The sequence below is a fragment of the Pseudosulfitobacter pseudonitzschiae genome, assembly GCF_002222635.1.
GTDB lineage: Bacteria > Pseudomonadota > Alphaproteobacteria > Rhodobacterales > Rhodobacteraceae > Pseudosulfitobacter > Pseudosulfitobacter pseudonitzschiae_A.
In genome coordinates this window covers 2,763,645-2,777,779 of sequence record NZ_CP022415.1, presented here as the reverse complement: position 1 = coordinate 2,777,779, position 14,135 = coordinate 2,763,645, and the positions used below count along the sequence as shown (strand labels likewise).

Genomic DNA, 14,135 nt, shown 5'->3' with positions numbered 1-14,135 from the left:
AGCACATGGGCGCCTATATTCTAAGACGGCTGGCGTTGGTTATACCGACGCTGCTGGGTATCTTGTTGGTCAATTTCGTGCTGACCCAGTTCGTTCCCGGTGGTCCGGTAGAACAGGCCATTGCCCGTGCCCAAGGCGGCGGTGATGTGTTCGAAAGCTTTGCCGGCGGCAACAACGATGCCGGCGGAATGGACGCGTTGAACACCGCCTCGGATAGCAAATATATTGGCGCCCGTGGCCTGCCCCCCGAATTTATCGCCGAGCTTGAGAAAGAGTTCGGCTTTGACAAACCGCCCGTGGAACGGTTTTTCCGCATGGTCTGGAACTACATGCGGTTCGACTTTGGCGAGAGTTACTTTCGTTCGGTCAGCGTGGTCGATCTGATAATCGAAAAGTTGCCGGTGTCCATTACACTTGGTCTGTGGTCCACGCTGATCGCCTATATGATCTCGATCCCGCTGGGCATCCGCAAAGCGGTCAAGGACGGGTCACGGTTTGATACATGGACGTCGGGCGCGATCATCGCGGCCTATGCAATCCCCGGTTTTCTGTTTGCGATCCTGCTGCTGGTGCTGTTCGCGGGGGGATCATATTGGCAAATCTTCCCGCTGCGGGGGCTGACCTCGGATAATTTCGAAACGCTCAGCGCTTGGGGCAAGGCCAAGGATTACGTATGGCATATTACATTGCCGGTTCTGGCCAGCACCATCGGTGCCTTTGCCACGCTGACCTTGCTGACCAAAAACAGCTTTTTGGATGAGATCAAGAAACACTATGTGATGACCGCCCGCGCAAAGGGGTTGTCGGAACGCCGCGTGCTGTATGGCCACGTTTTTCGCAACGCCATGCTGATTGTCATCGCAGGTTTTCCGGCGGTGTTCATCGGCGTGTTCTTTGGCGGGTCGCTGATCATTGAAACGATCTTTTCGCTCGACGGTCTGGGCCGTCTGGGGTTCGAAGCCGCCGTGGCGCGTGACTATCCCATCGTGTTTGGCACTCTGTTCATCTTTGGTCTGATCGGTCTTGTGGTCGGCATCCTGTCGGACCTGATGTATGTGCTGGTCGATCCGCGCATTGATTTCGAGCGGAGGGAAGGCTGATGGCCCGCGAAACCGATCCCGTCATCGCGCAGCCTGTGCTGGCCCCGCGTCGCCGGTTTTTTGCCCTGTCGCCGCTGAACAAACGCCGCTGGAGCAACTTCAAGAAAAACCGCCGCGCTTTGTGGTCGTTGTGGATTTTTGCCGTTCTTTTCGGGCTAAGCCTGTTCGCCGAATTTCTGGCCTATGACAAGCCGATCCTCGTGCGATATCAGGGCGAATTCTACACGCCGATCTGGAATTTCTACTCTGAAACCGATTTTGGCGGCGATTTTCAGACCGAGGCTGTCTATCGCGACCCCGAGGTGAAATGTCTGATCGCCACAGGCGGTATGGATGCCTGTTTCGACGACCCCGACGCGCTGATCATTGATGCTGCAGACAGCGAGATTGATGGGCAGAAAATCCAGCGCGGCTGGGCGATCTGGCCGCTGATCCCCTATTCGTTCAATACCGCCGTGGACCGTCCGGGTGCAGCACCCTTGCCGCCCAACAGCCAGAACCTGCTGGGCACCGATGGCACCAAACGTGATGTGTTGGCGCGGGTCATCCACGGGTTCCGCCTGTCGGTTCTGTTTACGCTGATCGTGACGGGTGCAGCCAGTCTTTTGGGTATTTTAGCGGGGGCGGTTCAGGGCTTCTTCGGGGGATGGACCGATCTGATTTTTCAGCGGATTATCGAAATTTGGACGTCCACACCCAGCCTGTACGTCATCATCATCATGTTCGCGATATTAGGGCGTAGTTTCTGGCTGCTTGTGTTCCTGCTGGTGTTGTTCAGTTGGACGGGTCTTGTCGGGGTGGTGCGTGCCGAATTCCTGCGGGCGCGCAATCTGGAATATGTGCGTGCGGCGCGTGCCCTCGGCGTCGGTAACATGACGATCATGTTCCGTCACATGCTGCCCAACGCGATGGTGGCGACGCTGACAATGCTTCCTTTCCTCATTACAGGCACGATTTCGACGCTGGCGATCCTTGATTTTCTCGGCTTTGGCCTGCCGTCGTCGGCACCTTCGCTGGGCGAGCTGACCTTGCAAGCGAAACAGAACCTGCAAGCGCCGTGGCTGGCGTTCACCGCCTTCACTGTGTTCGCGGTGATGCTGTCGCTGTTGATCTTTATCTTTGAAGGCATCCGCGACGCCTTTGATCCGCGAAAGACGTTTTCATGACTGATCCCATCCTCAAGGTGGAAAACCTCAAGGTTTCGTTCCGGCAGGACGGCGCGCTGACCGATGCGGTCAGGGGCGTGTCCTTTACCGTCGCACGCGGCGAAACCGTGGCACTGGTGGGCGAAAGCGGCTCGGGAAAGTCGGTGTCGGCGCTGTCCACCGTGTCGCTGCTGGGTGACAGCGCCGAGGTATCGGGTTCGGTCACCTATGACGGGCAAGAGATGATCGGTGCCAATGACGCACTGCTGCGCAAGGTCCGCGGCAACGACATCTCGTTCATCTTTCAAGAGCCGATGACGTCGCTCAACCCGCTGCACACCATCGAAAAACAGCTGACCGAAAGCCTTGCTCTGCATCAGGGGCTAGCGGGCAAGGCTGCGCGCAGTCGTATTCTTGAACTGATGGACAAGGTTGGCATCCGCGACGCTGAAAGCCGTCTGGGCGCCTATCCGCACCAGTTGTCCGGCGGGCAAAGGCAGCGTGTGATGATCGCGATGGCACTGGCCAACCAACCGGACGTGTTGATCGCGGATGAACCCACCACGGCGCTGGACGTGACCATTCAGGCGCAAATCCTCAACCTGCTGGCTGATCTGAAAAAGACCGAGAATATGGGGATGCTGTTCATCACCCACGATCTGGGCATTGTCCGCCGCATTGCCGATCGCGTATTCGTCATGCGCCACGGCGAAGTGGTCGAAAGCGGCCCGACGGCCGAGATTTTTGCCAATCCGCAGCACGAATACACCAAGGTGCTGCTCAGCGCCGAACCCTCTGGCGCACCGGACGCCGTGGCCGTCGATGCGCCCGTGGTGGCCGAGACCGAGCATCTGAAGGTCTGGTTCCCGATCACCACTGGCCTGATGCGCCGTGTCACCGGTCACGTAAAGGCGGTGAACGACGCCAGCCTGACCGTGCGCGCGGGTGAAACCATGGGCATCGTCGGCGAAAGCGGTTCGGGCAAGACCACGTTGGCGCTGGCCGTGATGCGGCTGATCGCGTCCGAGGGTCGCATTGTCTACATGGGACAGGACGTGCGCAAATGGTCGACGCGCGAATTGCGGCGGCTGCGCTCGGAAATGCAGATCGTGTTTCAGGATCCGTTCGGATCGCTAAGCCCGCGCATGACCTGCGCCCAAATCATCGCAGAGGGGCTGACGGTCCACAAAGTGGACGCGCACCGCGATCGCCGCGAACTGGTCAGCGAGGTGATGGTCGAGGTGGGTCTTGATCCCGCCACGATGGATCGCTACCCGCACGAATTCTCGGGTGGCCAGCGACAGCGTATCGCCATCGCACGTGCGATGGTGCTGCGGCCCAATCTGGTGGTTCTGGACGAACCCACAAGCGCGCTGGATATGACGGTGCAGGTTCAGATCGTCGAGCTGCTGCGCAATTTGCAGAAAAAATACGGGCTGGCCTATCTGTTCATCAGTCACGACCTGAAAGTCGTGCGCGCGATGTCACATCAGGTGATGGTGATGAAGCAGGGCGACGTGGTTGAACATGGCAGTGCGGCCGAAATGTTCGACAATCCGCAAACCGAATACACCCAGACCCTGCTGCAAGCGACGCATTAGGGCTATTGCACTGACGTCAGCTGTGACGTGTGAACCGGCGTCACGTGCAGCGCGGAAATTCCCGCAACGGGTTGCGGTGTTGGCATGTTGGCCGCAATGACCAATGCCAGAGCAGCAAACAAGCCGGCTGCCGTCCAGAATGGTCTCTGCGGTGTACCCTTTTGCATATGTGACGTGGGTAATACGCAGGTGCGCCGAATTCCCGTCGCGGTTAGGCTTGGCTTACTGCCCGCACAACCTGTCAAACTCGGGGCGGTGGTTCAGAACGCTTGGCCTCGCGCTGGTCGTGTGGCCGCGTCTGTGCGAGCGGCTGTGGTCACTTTCAACAGATTGCTTACGTCCTGTCAGAACGAATGCTGTGTGAGGATTGCACGAACCAGTGACCTTTGGGCAGCCAGCGTTTGCGAGGCGTCGCTTGGGGGACGTCTCGCGTTTGGATTGTGCCGCTGCGTGTGGCGGTTCTGAAACTATTGGCGTAGATCATAAGCATGTTGCGTCCTTCCAGTTTGGTGTTTCGTTTCTTGTAATATGCAGCGAACGCGTGGATCATGCGACTCAATTGGAATTTCCTGATGTAAGCTGAGGTTTCATATGGATTGGCGCTACATGCCACCATTGGCGGCGCTACGGTCCTTTTCGGCCTTTGCTGAAAAGGGCACGCTGGTGGGTGCGGGCGGTACGCTGGGCGTCAGCCACGCGGCAGTCAGTCAGCAAATTCGCAGCCTTGAGGGTCACCTTGGCGTGCCGCTGGTTGATCGGACAGGGCGCAATCTGGAACTGACCGAGGCAGGGGTCGTACTGGCGCAAGCCTGCAGCGAGGGGTTTGGCAACATTGCCCGCACGGTCGAGGACATCACCGGTGTCAGCGACGCGCGCGCGGTCCATGTTTCGACCACGCCCACGTTCGCGGCCTCGTGGCTGATGCCGCGGTTGCCTGCCTTTCAGGTCGAAAACCCGTTGATTAAACTGCTGATCGACCCGACGCCCAAGCTGGCCGAGCTTTCCCCGGGCGGGATTGATCTGGCGATCCGCTACGGTGTCGGGCCGTGGGGGCGGTACGATTGTCAGATGCTTCTGGAATCACCGATTGTGGTAGTTGCGGCGCCTTCGCTGGTTGCCGGGCGACCGGTCGACAGCCCCGCCGATCTGGCCTGCTTGCCGTGGCTGGAGGAGTTGGGCACCACAGAAAGCACCACATGGCTGCACCGTCATGGTGTCGAACAGGGGGCTGTGGGGGCCTATATGCAGATGCCGGGCAATCTGGTGTTGGACGCCGCGCGGGGCGGGCAGGGAATCGCAGTAACCGTGCGCGCCTTTGTGGCGGCGGACATCAAAGAGGGGCGTCTGGTGGAGTTGTTTCAAGAGCCGCAGGCAGGTGCCGGCTATCATCTGGTCACCAGGGCGGGCGTGATGCGGCCCGGGTTGCGCACGTTTGTGCGCTGGCTGGCGCGTCAGGTTTCGGTCTGATCTGAGGGTCGAAGGATCAGGACGACGGGCCAACCATAAAGCATGTCATGTTGCGCGCCTGCAACCTGCGACAGGCCAGATCGGCGGTGTCGCGGGTCATGCCTACAAAATGCGCATCAAAGCCTTGCGGGCGGCGCACGACCTTGCGCAATGCGCCATCCAGTGTCGAAATCTCGGTCAGGGCTGTTTTCAACAGGACTTTTTCAGCCTGATAGCGGCTGGGGAAGCGGCCGACGTTCACGCCCCAATGCCGACCACCCGAGGTAGACAAACGGGTGACGATTTCAGGTCCAGGCACAGCTTCGGGTGCCGTGGCAGCGCTGGTGTTGACGCTGGCCAGAACCATATCCTCAGGGCGCGCGGCAGGGCGTATTGATGCAGTTTTGGGTGCGGCAATGGATGCTATCGTCGGTGTCGCATCAGCCAGTGCTGCGGCTTGTGCTTCGACCAGCGCAGCGGAAATGTCTGTGGGTGACACAGCAGGCGGCGGAGCTTGGGCCACAAGAACCGGTTGCGATGTTTCGCCCGGACGCAATGTGGGGCGCAGGCTGCGCGTGACGGCGCCCGTAACGCGAATGGTCTTTCCGGCACCCTGAAGCCTTTGGCCGTTGCCGGAAATCACAACAGGTTCGTCCGTATAAGATGGACCCGCAGGCTTGCGGACAGGCGCGTTGCTGGGGGAGCGGCGAAAGCCGAGGTCCATCAATTCAGCGACCTTGGCGTTGCGTGATGCGGTGGATTTACCGCCAAACACCGTTGCAATAACACGCTCGTTTCCGCGCTGTGCCGATGCGGTCAGGTTGAACCCTGCGGCGCGTGTATAGCCGGTTTTGATACCGTCGGCACCCTTGTAGGACGCCAGAAACCGGCGGTTGGTATGATACACCGTCTTGCCACCTGCATCCGCCGAACTGCGCGAAAACAGATTGTAGTACTGCGGATAGTCGTACAGCACATGGCGACCCAGAATTGTCATGTCACGGGCCGTGCTCAGGTGGCCTTCTTCGGTCAGACCGTTGGCGTTCTTGAATGTGGTTCGGGTCATACCCATCGCCTTGGCGGTACGGGTCATCCGACGGGCAAAAGCCGCCTCCGATCCGCTTATGGCTTCGCCGATGGCGGTGGCCGCGTCGTTGGCGGACTTCACCGCAGCGGCGCGGACCAGATAGCGCAGTTTGATCTTTTGACCGGGGCGTAAACCCAGCTTCGACGGCACTTCTGACGCTGCTTTTTTCGATACGGTCACCACCGTGTCCATCGAAATCTCGCCTTTGCTGACGGCCTCGAAGGCGATGTAAAGTGTCATCATCTTTGTTAGCGATGCAGGATGAAGGCGCGCGTTTGAATTGTGTTCGTGCAAAACCTCGCCTGTTCGGGCGTCGATCACATAGGCTGCATAGGGGGCAGCTAAGGCGCTTAGCGGCAGAACCACCAGCATCCAGAATGCCACGAAAAGAAATAGCCCGAAACGAGCCGGCTGAGCGCGCCGAACCTTCACTGGGAACCTGCCTTTTTTTATCTGCCTCGTGACCCCCGATTATTTCGAGTGGCCGATTATGGAATAATGCTAACACAGGTTGAATTGGTAAAACAGCCTTATTATTAAGGGGTTCTTAGAAATCTGAAGGGCGTTTTTGTCCATATCTAGGGGTTGATCGAACAACAGTGTCCACACCAAGTAATGTGTCGATAATGTGGCAGCGCCGCTACAAGACTCAGGGGTGCTTTGACAGCAGGTCGGGCAGCGCACCCAGATCGCTGATTTCACGAAAGCGCGGATGGTCTTTGGGCGCTTCTGCGTGCTCAATATCCCATAGCAGATCATGCGGAACATAAACGCCCCAGCCACCTGCCTCCAGCATCGGGCGCACGTCCGAGGCCAGAGAATTCCCGATCATCATGCTGCTTGCCGCACCGTCATAGGCATCAAAAATACGGGTGTAGGCGGCGGGCGTCTTGGCCGAAACAATCTGAATAGCGTCAAACATATCGCCCAAACCCGATTGGGCCACTTTGCGTTCCTGATCCAGCAGATCACCCTTGGTGATCAGCAGCACGGGGCCAACGGCCTGCGCGGCCCGCAAGGCGTCGGCGGCATGAGGAAGCAGGTCAACCGGATGTTGCAGCATGTCCTGCCCAGCGGCGATCAGCTCTGCAATGACGGTTCCGGGCACCGAATTGTCTGTCACCTCAAGTGCTGTTTCGATCATCGAGAGCACGAAGCCTTTGATGCCAAACCCGTAATGCCGGATGTTGCGCCGCTCGGCCTCTAGCAGACGGGTCATCAGCGCGTCGGGTTCAGTGTGGGGCGCCAATAACTCGGCAAACCGCTCTTGGGTCAGTTTGAAGAAGCGCTCGTTGTGCCACAGCGTGTCGTCCGCATCGAAGGCAATAGTTGTTAAGGTTTGATCCATAGCCGGGACTGCCTCTTTTCATGGGCCGTTTGGACGTTATATAGAGGACTCGGAAACACACAACGGATATGGGTGACGGCTTTGAAACTCCGACAGGCGCATATGATGGCGGGCAAGGTAGATGACGAGGGCGATTCCTCGGTCATTACCGAAACTAAGCCAAAAACAAAGCGGCCTCCGTTGTATAAAGTGCTGCTGCTGAACGATGACTACACGCCGATGGAATTCGTCGTGCTGGTGCTTGAACGCTTTTTCGGGCTGAACCATGCCCAAGCGTTCGAGATCATGCTAACCGTTCACAAAAAAGGTCTGGCCGTGGTTGGTGTCTTTAGCCACGAGATCGCCGAAACCAAAGTGGCACAGGTAATGGATTTTGCGCGGCGCCATCAGCACCCGCTGCAATGCACCATGGAAAAAGAAGACTGACGGCGATGTGGTCGCTGGGTTCTTGGGCCGCTTCCCTGTCAGGGAAGCGAGATGTGTTTATGGCAAAATTTCAGATGGGTGCCCCATGATCGGTGCGCGCTTGCCGCTGGCCGCCGAGGTCGGGTTCGACACTTCGGGCCGGATTGCGGTTTTTGCGCCTGCCGTTGGGGTCGACCTGAGCGCGCTGGCTTCTTGCGAGGTGATCTCGCCTTTGCGTCCTGTTCACGACCATTTCGAAGCAATGGGCCTGACCTGTCGCACCGCCCCCGAGGGGCGTTATGACGCCGCCGTGGTCTGCGTTCCACGCGCCAAGGCCGAGGCGCACGCGCTGATCGCCGACGCCTGCGCTGTGACAGAAGGCGCTGTGGTGATCGACGGGCAGAAAACAGATGGCATCGACAGTTTACGCAAAGAGATGCGCAACCGGTCCGGCGTAACCGATGCTATTTCCAAGGCGCACGGCAAGCTGTTCTGGATACAATCAAGCGACGCCTTCACGGATTGGGCCCAAGGCCCCGTTCTGACCGATGGCGGGTTCTGGACCGCGCCGGGCGTGTTCTCTGCCGATGGTATTGACCCCGCGTCGGAAATGTTGGCCGCTGCCTTGCCCGAAAAGCTGGGCAAACAGGTTGCCGATCTGGGCGCTGGTTGGGGCTTTTTGTCCGCCCACATCCTGACTCGCAGTGATGTAGAGGCAGTGCATCTGGTCGAGGCGCACCATCTGGCGCTGGAATGTGCGCGGCGCAACGTTACCGACCCGCGTGCGCAATACCACTGGGCGGACGCCATACGCTGGACCCCACCCGGACGGATCGACACCGTGGTGATGAATCCACCGTTTCACACCACACGCAACGCAGATCCGTCACTGGGACAGGCGTTTGTCGCGGCCGCAGCAAGGGTGTTGACCCCGCAGGGCAGCCTGTGGATGGTGGCAAACCGGCATCTGCCCTACGAGACGGCGCTGGAGCAACAATTTGCCCGTGTCGAAGAAGTGGGCGGCGACGGACGGTTCAAGTTGACGCGGGCGACCAAGCCCAGACGCAGGACATAAGGATCAGGCGATGTCATTTTCGATTTCAGGAAAGACGGCGATAGTGACGGGGTCGGCCAACGGTATCGGTCTGGCCATCGCGCGACAGTTTGCCGACAAGGGCGCCAATGTAATGTGCGCCGACATGGATGAAAAGGCGCTGATCCAGCAGCTTGGCGACAAGACGGACGAGGGCAAGATCCGCTATTTCGCCGGTGATTTGCGGCAACGCCTGACCATTGCAAATCTGGTGTCGGCCACGATCGACGCCTTTGACGGGATCGATATTCTGGTAAACGCCTCGCGGCAGGTGATGGAAACCGACGCACTGGATGTGGATGATACCAGCGTCGAAATCCTTTTGGAGCAGAACCTTATGACATCGCTGCGTCTGACGCAGCAGGTGGCGCGCCGCATGATCAAACAGGCCGAAGGGCAGACCGAGGGGCAAGTCGGGTCGATCATCAATCTGTCGTCCATCGCCGCACGGCACACACGCCCCGAACTATTGGGCTACTCCATCGCCTCGGCGGCTCTGGAGCAGATGACGCGGTCGATGGCGCTTGCGCTGGCGCATGACCGCATTCGGGTGAATGCCGTGGCCTTTGGTTCGGTCATGTCGGCCTCGCTCAAGTCGTCGATCATGGATCACCGCGAATGGCGCGAAGATATCGAAAACCACACACCGCTTGAACGCATCGCCAGCCCCAGCGAACTGGTGGATGCAGTGCAGTTTCTGGCCTCGGAAGGCGCGGGCTTTATCACCGGCGAGACGATCACGGTTGACGGCGGGCGCAGCCTGTTGGATCCGGTGCGCGCACCGGCACACTGAGGCATCCCCCTATGACAGATGAATTTGCTGTACAGAAAACGCAGGCAAGTGCGTGGTTTCGCAGCCTGCGCGACGAGATTGTCGCCGCCTTCGAAGGGCTGGAGCAAAGCCACGGCACCGGCCCGCTGGCCGATGCGCAGCCCGGATCGTTCGAGGTGACCGAAACCACGCGTGCCTCGGATGACGGGTCAGACGCAGGCGGCGGATTGATGAGCGTCATGCGCGGCGGGCGCGTGTTCGAAAAGGTCGGCGTGAACGTCTCGACGGTCTACGGCACGTTGGGTGAGCGGGCACAATCGGCGATGGCCGCGCGCAAGGGCATTCCGGGCATGACAGACGATCCGCGCTTTTGGGCGTCGGGCATCAGTCTGGTGGCGCATATGCAAAACCCGCATGTGCCTGCGGTTCACATGAACACCCGCATGTTCTGGACCCCCCATGCGTGGTGGTTCGGTGGCGGCTCCGATTTGAATCCCTGCATCGAATACGCCGAGGACACTGCCCATTTCCACGCCACGCAGCAGTCGCATCTGGACCCGCATGGCACGGATTTGTACCCGCGTCTCAAAGCATGGGCTGACGAGTATTTCTATATTCCGCACCGAAAACGGGCGCGTGGGGTTGGTGGCATTTTTATGGATGACCATTCGACCGGTGACTGGGATGCAGACTTTGCCCTGACGCAGGACATCGGGCGCGCATTCCTGCCCGCCTTTGTGCCATTGGTGGCCGCACGGCGGGTGATGCCGTGGAACGATGCGGACAAGGATGCGCAGCTTGTGCATCGCGGGCTCTATGCTGAGTATAATCTGGTCTATGACCGGGGAACCAAATTCGGGCTGGAAACCGGCCACGACGCCAATGCGGTGCTGATGAGCCTGCCACCTTTGGCAAAGTGGATCTGAGAGCAGGTTGACGTAGGCGCGGCTACGAGCTGCGCCAGCCCGCCTCCATCATCGCGGCGCGGTAGTTGGGGGCGGTGCGCATCTGCCCGCCCAGCCCTTTTGTCATAAGCAAGGCGTGCATCTTTGGAAGTTGCCAGCAGGGCACATGCATCACCATGTGATGTTCAAGGTGGTAATTAACGTAGTAGGGCGCAACCAGCGTACGGGCGACCGGCCCTGCATGCGTAGTGCGCACGTTTTGCAGTGGATTGTCCGACTGTTCGACCGCGCCATGTTCGGCGATGTTGCGCACGCGCAGGACAAACTGGAACCAAGTCAGATAGGGCAGTAGCCAGAACGCCAGCCCCCACCACCAATCGCCAACCAGACTGATGGCCAGCGCAATGCCGATAAACACCGGAAACGCGCGGCCAAGGGTGTTGGATTTAAACGCCTGCGCCGATTGTGTTTTTGCCGCATCAATGGCGTCGTCGTCGCCTGCAAGCTGGATGAACATCAGTATTTGCCCAGCCAGTTGCTTGATGCCGGTCTGCCCCGTCAGGTCGCGCAGAAACTTGCGCCGCATCGACGCGTGGCTGGTCGGGAACTTTAGGCTGAGCGCAAGGTCGGGGTCTTTGTCGGTCTGGGTAAAACGGTGGTGCGTCAGGTGATAATGCCGGTAAGCGTGCAGGTCGGCCATGATCGGCCAGCCGCACAGCCATTCGCCCACCCAGTCATTCAGCTTGCGCGATTTGAACAAGGCGCTGTGGGCGGCTTCGTGCATCAATATGGCAAGACCCAGCTGCCGTGATCCGATCAGAATGACCGCCAGCAGGAAGGTGGCGGGATTGGGCCAAAGGGCAAAAAGGCCAATGGCAAATGCGATGGTGCCCCAACAATGCGCAACCAACCATGCGCCCATCAGGTCGGAGCGTTGGGCAAGGGGGCGAATCTCGTCGCTGGTTAAAAATGCTTTTCCGGGTGTCATGGCGTAATCGTGGGGCGTGATGCCCGCTTGCGTCAAGTGGGACGCGGCGTTGCCTATGGGGCTCTGCCCCCGGCGCTGACGCGCCGTCCCCGGAGTTTTTCGGGCAAGATGAAGGTGCTAGTGCCAGTCGAAGAAGTCTGGGCCTGCCTTGGACAAAAGCTCTTGGGCAAGGTCGCGGCCCATGTGCGCGCCATCGGCAATCGGGCCGGTGCGGGTGCCTTTGATCGCCTCGGAGCCGTCGGGGCGAAGCACTTCGCCGCGTAAGGTCAGCGTGTCGCCATCCAGCAGGGCGAGGCCCGCGATGGGCGTCTCGCACGAGCCGTCGAGCGTGGCCAGAAAGGCACGTTCCGCAGCAAGACGCTGCCCGGTGGGCGTGTCGTGGATGGCCGCAAGCAGACGGGCGGTGGCGGCGTCACCCTCGCGGCGTTCGATCCCTATGGCCCCTTGGGCAATAGCGGGCAGCATGTCGGCGGGGTCGATCGGGGTGGCGGGCACGTCGGCCATGTTCAGGCGGTTCAGCCCTGCGGCAGCCAGAAAGGTCGCCTTGGCCACGCCATCAGCGAGCTTGCGCAGGCGGGTTTGCACATTGCCGCGAAATTCGACCACATTCAGGTCGGGGCGGCGGTGCAGCAATTGTGCACGACGGCGCAGCGACGAAGTGCCGACAGTGGCCCCCTGCGGCAGCTCTGCGATGGCGCTGTAAGTGGGCGACACGAAAGCGTCGCGCACGTCCTCGCGCGGCAGATAGGTGTCCAGCAGCAGGCCGGGGGGCTGCTCTGTCGGCATGTCCTTCATCGAATGCACCGCGATGTCGATCTTGCCTGCGGACAGGTCCTGTTCGATTTCGCGGGTGAACAGACCCTTGCCGCCGATCTCTTTCAGCGGGCGGTCCTGTATCAGATCGCCGGTGACCTTGATCACCACGATCTCGAACGCCTCTTGCGGCAGATCGAATGCGGCGGCCAGACGGTCGCGTGTTTCATAGGCCTGCGCCATCGCCAGCGGCGATCCACGGGTGCCGATTTTCAGAGGGCGGTCGGGGGATGGCAGGGTCACGTTGTGCGGGCCTTTGGTTGGGAGAAGGTGTGTCACGGTGTCCTGCCACTGCAGGCCCGACTTGACAAGTGCCCCTCGCCAATAGACCTCGGGCGCAGCAAGAAGGGGACAGCGGATGACCGAAGGCAAGACGATTTTGCGCGCACTGGTAGGCGAGACCCAAGCAGTGCCGCCGATCTGGATGATGCGGCAGGCGGGGCGCTATCTGCCCGAGTACAAGGCGACGCGCGCGCAGGCGGGTGATTTCCTGTCGCTCTGCTACAACCCCGAACTGGCCTGCGAGGTCACCTTGCAGCCGATCCGCCGCTATGGCTTTGACGCCGCGATCCTGTTTGCCGACATCCTGTTGGTGCCACAGGCTCTGGGCGCGGACCTGTGGTTTGTCACCGGCGAAGGGCCACGCCTGAGCACGGTCACCACGCAAGCGGATTTCGACAAGCTGGGTCCGGTCTCGGACATTCACGAGACGCTGTCGCCGGTCTATCAGACTGTGCGCCTGCTGACCGAAGCGCTGCCGCGCGAGACCACGCTGATCGGCTTTGCCGGCGCGCCGTGGACCGTGGCCACCTATATGATCGCGGGCCAAGGGACCAAGGATCAGGGGCCTGCGCACGCGCTGAAGGCCGAGAATGTCGCGCTGTTCGAGGCGCTGCTGGAGCGGATCACGCAGGCCACCATCGAATACTTGTCGGCGCAGATCGACGCCGGTGCCGAGGTGGTCAAGATCTTCGACAGCTGGGCCGGTTCGCTGAAGGGTGCGGATTTCGACCGCTACAGCCTGGAGCCCGCCCGCCAGATCACCGCAGCACTCAAGGCGCGGCATCCCGGCATTCCGATCATCGGTTTCCCGCGCGAGGCGGGCGAGAAATACATAGGCTTTGCCAAGGCCACCGGCGTCGATTGCGTGGCGCTGGACAATTCGGTGTCGCCCGAGTGGGCGGCGGCCAATGTGCAGGTCGACGGCTGCGTGCAGGGCAATCTGGCGTCTCACCATATGGTCACAGGTGGCCAGTCGCTGGTGGACGAAACGCGGGCGATCGTGAGGGCGTTCTCCAAAGGCCCGCATATCTTCAATCTGGGCCACGGAATCACGCCGGATGCCGACCCCGACAACGTCCAACGGATGATAGATACGGTTCGCGAAGGATAACGTCCGTTTCAGGGTTGACCTGACCGCGTGCCTGTCATA

Annotated in this window: 13 protein-coding genes; 9 read left to right on the top strand and 4 right to left on the bottom strand. The window is 60.2% G+C overall.

The features are described 5' to 3' along the window. Positions 1-5: 5 nt before the first annotated feature. The 4 genes from SULPSESMR1_RS13690 (at position 6) to SULPSESMR1_RS13670 (ending at position 5,313) form a co-directional block, all read left to right on the top strand. On the top strand, positions 6-1,100 hold the full coding sequence (locus SULPSESMR1_RS13690; RefSeq protein ID WP_089421330.1) for a microcin C ABC transporter permease YejB: 1,095 nt from the start codon (positions 6-8) through the stop codon (positions 1,098-1,100). Then, entirely contained in the window at positions 1,100-2,266 is a 1,167-nt protein-coding gene (locus tag SULPSESMR1_RS13685) for an ABC transporter permease (protein WP_089421329.1), read from the top strand. The genes SULPSESMR1_RS13690 and SULPSESMR1_RS13685 overlap by 1 nt, the downstream gene beginning before the upstream one ends. Beyond that, entirely contained in the window at positions 2,263-3,846 is a 1,584-nt protein-coding gene (locus SULPSESMR1_RS13680; protein ID WP_089421328.1) for an ABC transporter ATP-binding protein, read from the top strand. Before SULPSESMR1_RS13685 ends, SULPSESMR1_RS13680 begins: the two co-directional genes overlap by 4 nt. Positions 3,847-4,437: 591 nt before the next feature. Next, positions 4,438-5,313, top strand: coding sequence for a LysR family transcriptional regulator (locus tag SULPSESMR1_RS13670; protein ID WP_089421326.1), 876 nt, complete (start codon positions 4,438-4,440; stop codon positions 5,311-5,313). Between the two features lie 16 nt (positions 5,314-5,329). On the opposite strand, the gene SULPSESMR1_RS13665 is transcribed toward SULPSESMR1_RS13670, so the two are convergent. Together SULPSESMR1_RS13665 and SULPSESMR1_RS13660 are read right to left on the bottom strand one after the other, a co-directional pair. Further along, positions 5,330-6,811 (bottom strand): D-alanyl-D-alanine carboxypeptidase family protein, encoded by a 1,482-nt coding sequence (locus tag SULPSESMR1_RS13665; RefSeq protein ID WP_240311448.1) that lies wholly within the window; start codon positions 6,809-6,811, stop codon positions 5,330-5,332. Between the two features lie 217 nt (positions 6,812-7,028). Next, entirely contained in the window at positions 7,029-7,727 is a 699-nt protein-coding gene (locus SULPSESMR1_RS13660; protein WP_089421324.1) for an HAD family hydrolase, read from the bottom strand. A gap of 102 nt (positions 7,728-7,829) precedes the next feature. Between SULPSESMR1_RS13660 and clpS the strand changes: the two genes are divergently transcribed. From clpS to hemF, 4 genes are all read left to right on the top strand, one after another. Further along, on the top strand, positions 7,830-8,153 hold the full coding sequence (gene clpS, locus SULPSESMR1_RS13655; RefSeq protein ID WP_089421323.1) for an ATP-dependent Clp protease adapter ClpS: 324 nt from the start codon (positions 7,830-7,832) through the stop codon (positions 8,151-8,153). A gap of 85 nt (positions 8,154-8,238) precedes the next feature. Beyond that, positions 8,239-9,207, top strand: a complete 969-nt coding sequence (locus tag SULPSESMR1_RS13650; RefSeq protein WP_089421322.1) for a class I SAM-dependent methyltransferase — start codon at positions 8,239-8,241, stop codon at positions 9,205-9,207. A gap of 10 nt (positions 9,208-9,217) precedes the next feature. After that, entirely contained in the window at positions 9,218-10,018 is an 801-nt protein-coding gene (locus tag SULPSESMR1_RS13645) for an SDR family NAD(P)-dependent oxidoreductase (protein WP_089421321.1), read from the top strand. Between the two features lie 11 nt (positions 10,019-10,029). Further along, entirely contained in the window at positions 10,030-10,923 is an 894-nt protein-coding gene (gene hemF / locus SULPSESMR1_RS13640; RefSeq protein WP_089421320.1) for an oxygen-dependent coproporphyrinogen oxidase, read from the top strand. 22 nt (positions 10,924-10,945) lie between these two features. Here the strand turns inward: hemF and SULPSESMR1_RS13635 are convergent, their stop codons facing one another. Further along, entirely contained in the window at positions 10,946-11,890 is a 945-nt protein-coding gene (locus SULPSESMR1_RS13635; protein WP_089422330.1) for a fatty acid desaturase family protein, read from the bottom strand. Positions 11,891-12,007: 117 nt separating this feature from the next. Continuing rightward, a complete protein-coding gene (gene hemC, locus SULPSESMR1_RS13630) occupies positions 12,008-12,982 on the bottom strand; it encodes a hydroxymethylbilane synthase (RefSeq protein WP_275888371.1) in 975 nt (324 codons plus the stop codon). A gap of 79 nt (positions 12,983-13,061) precedes the next feature. Between hemC and hemE the strand changes: the two genes are divergently transcribed. Beyond that, complete coding sequence (gene hemE, locus SULPSESMR1_RS13625; protein WP_089421319.1) at positions 13,062-14,096, top strand: uroporphyrinogen decarboxylase; 1,035 nt, start codon at positions 13,062-13,064, stop codon at positions 14,094-14,096. Positions 14,097-14,135: the final 39 nt, after the last annotated feature.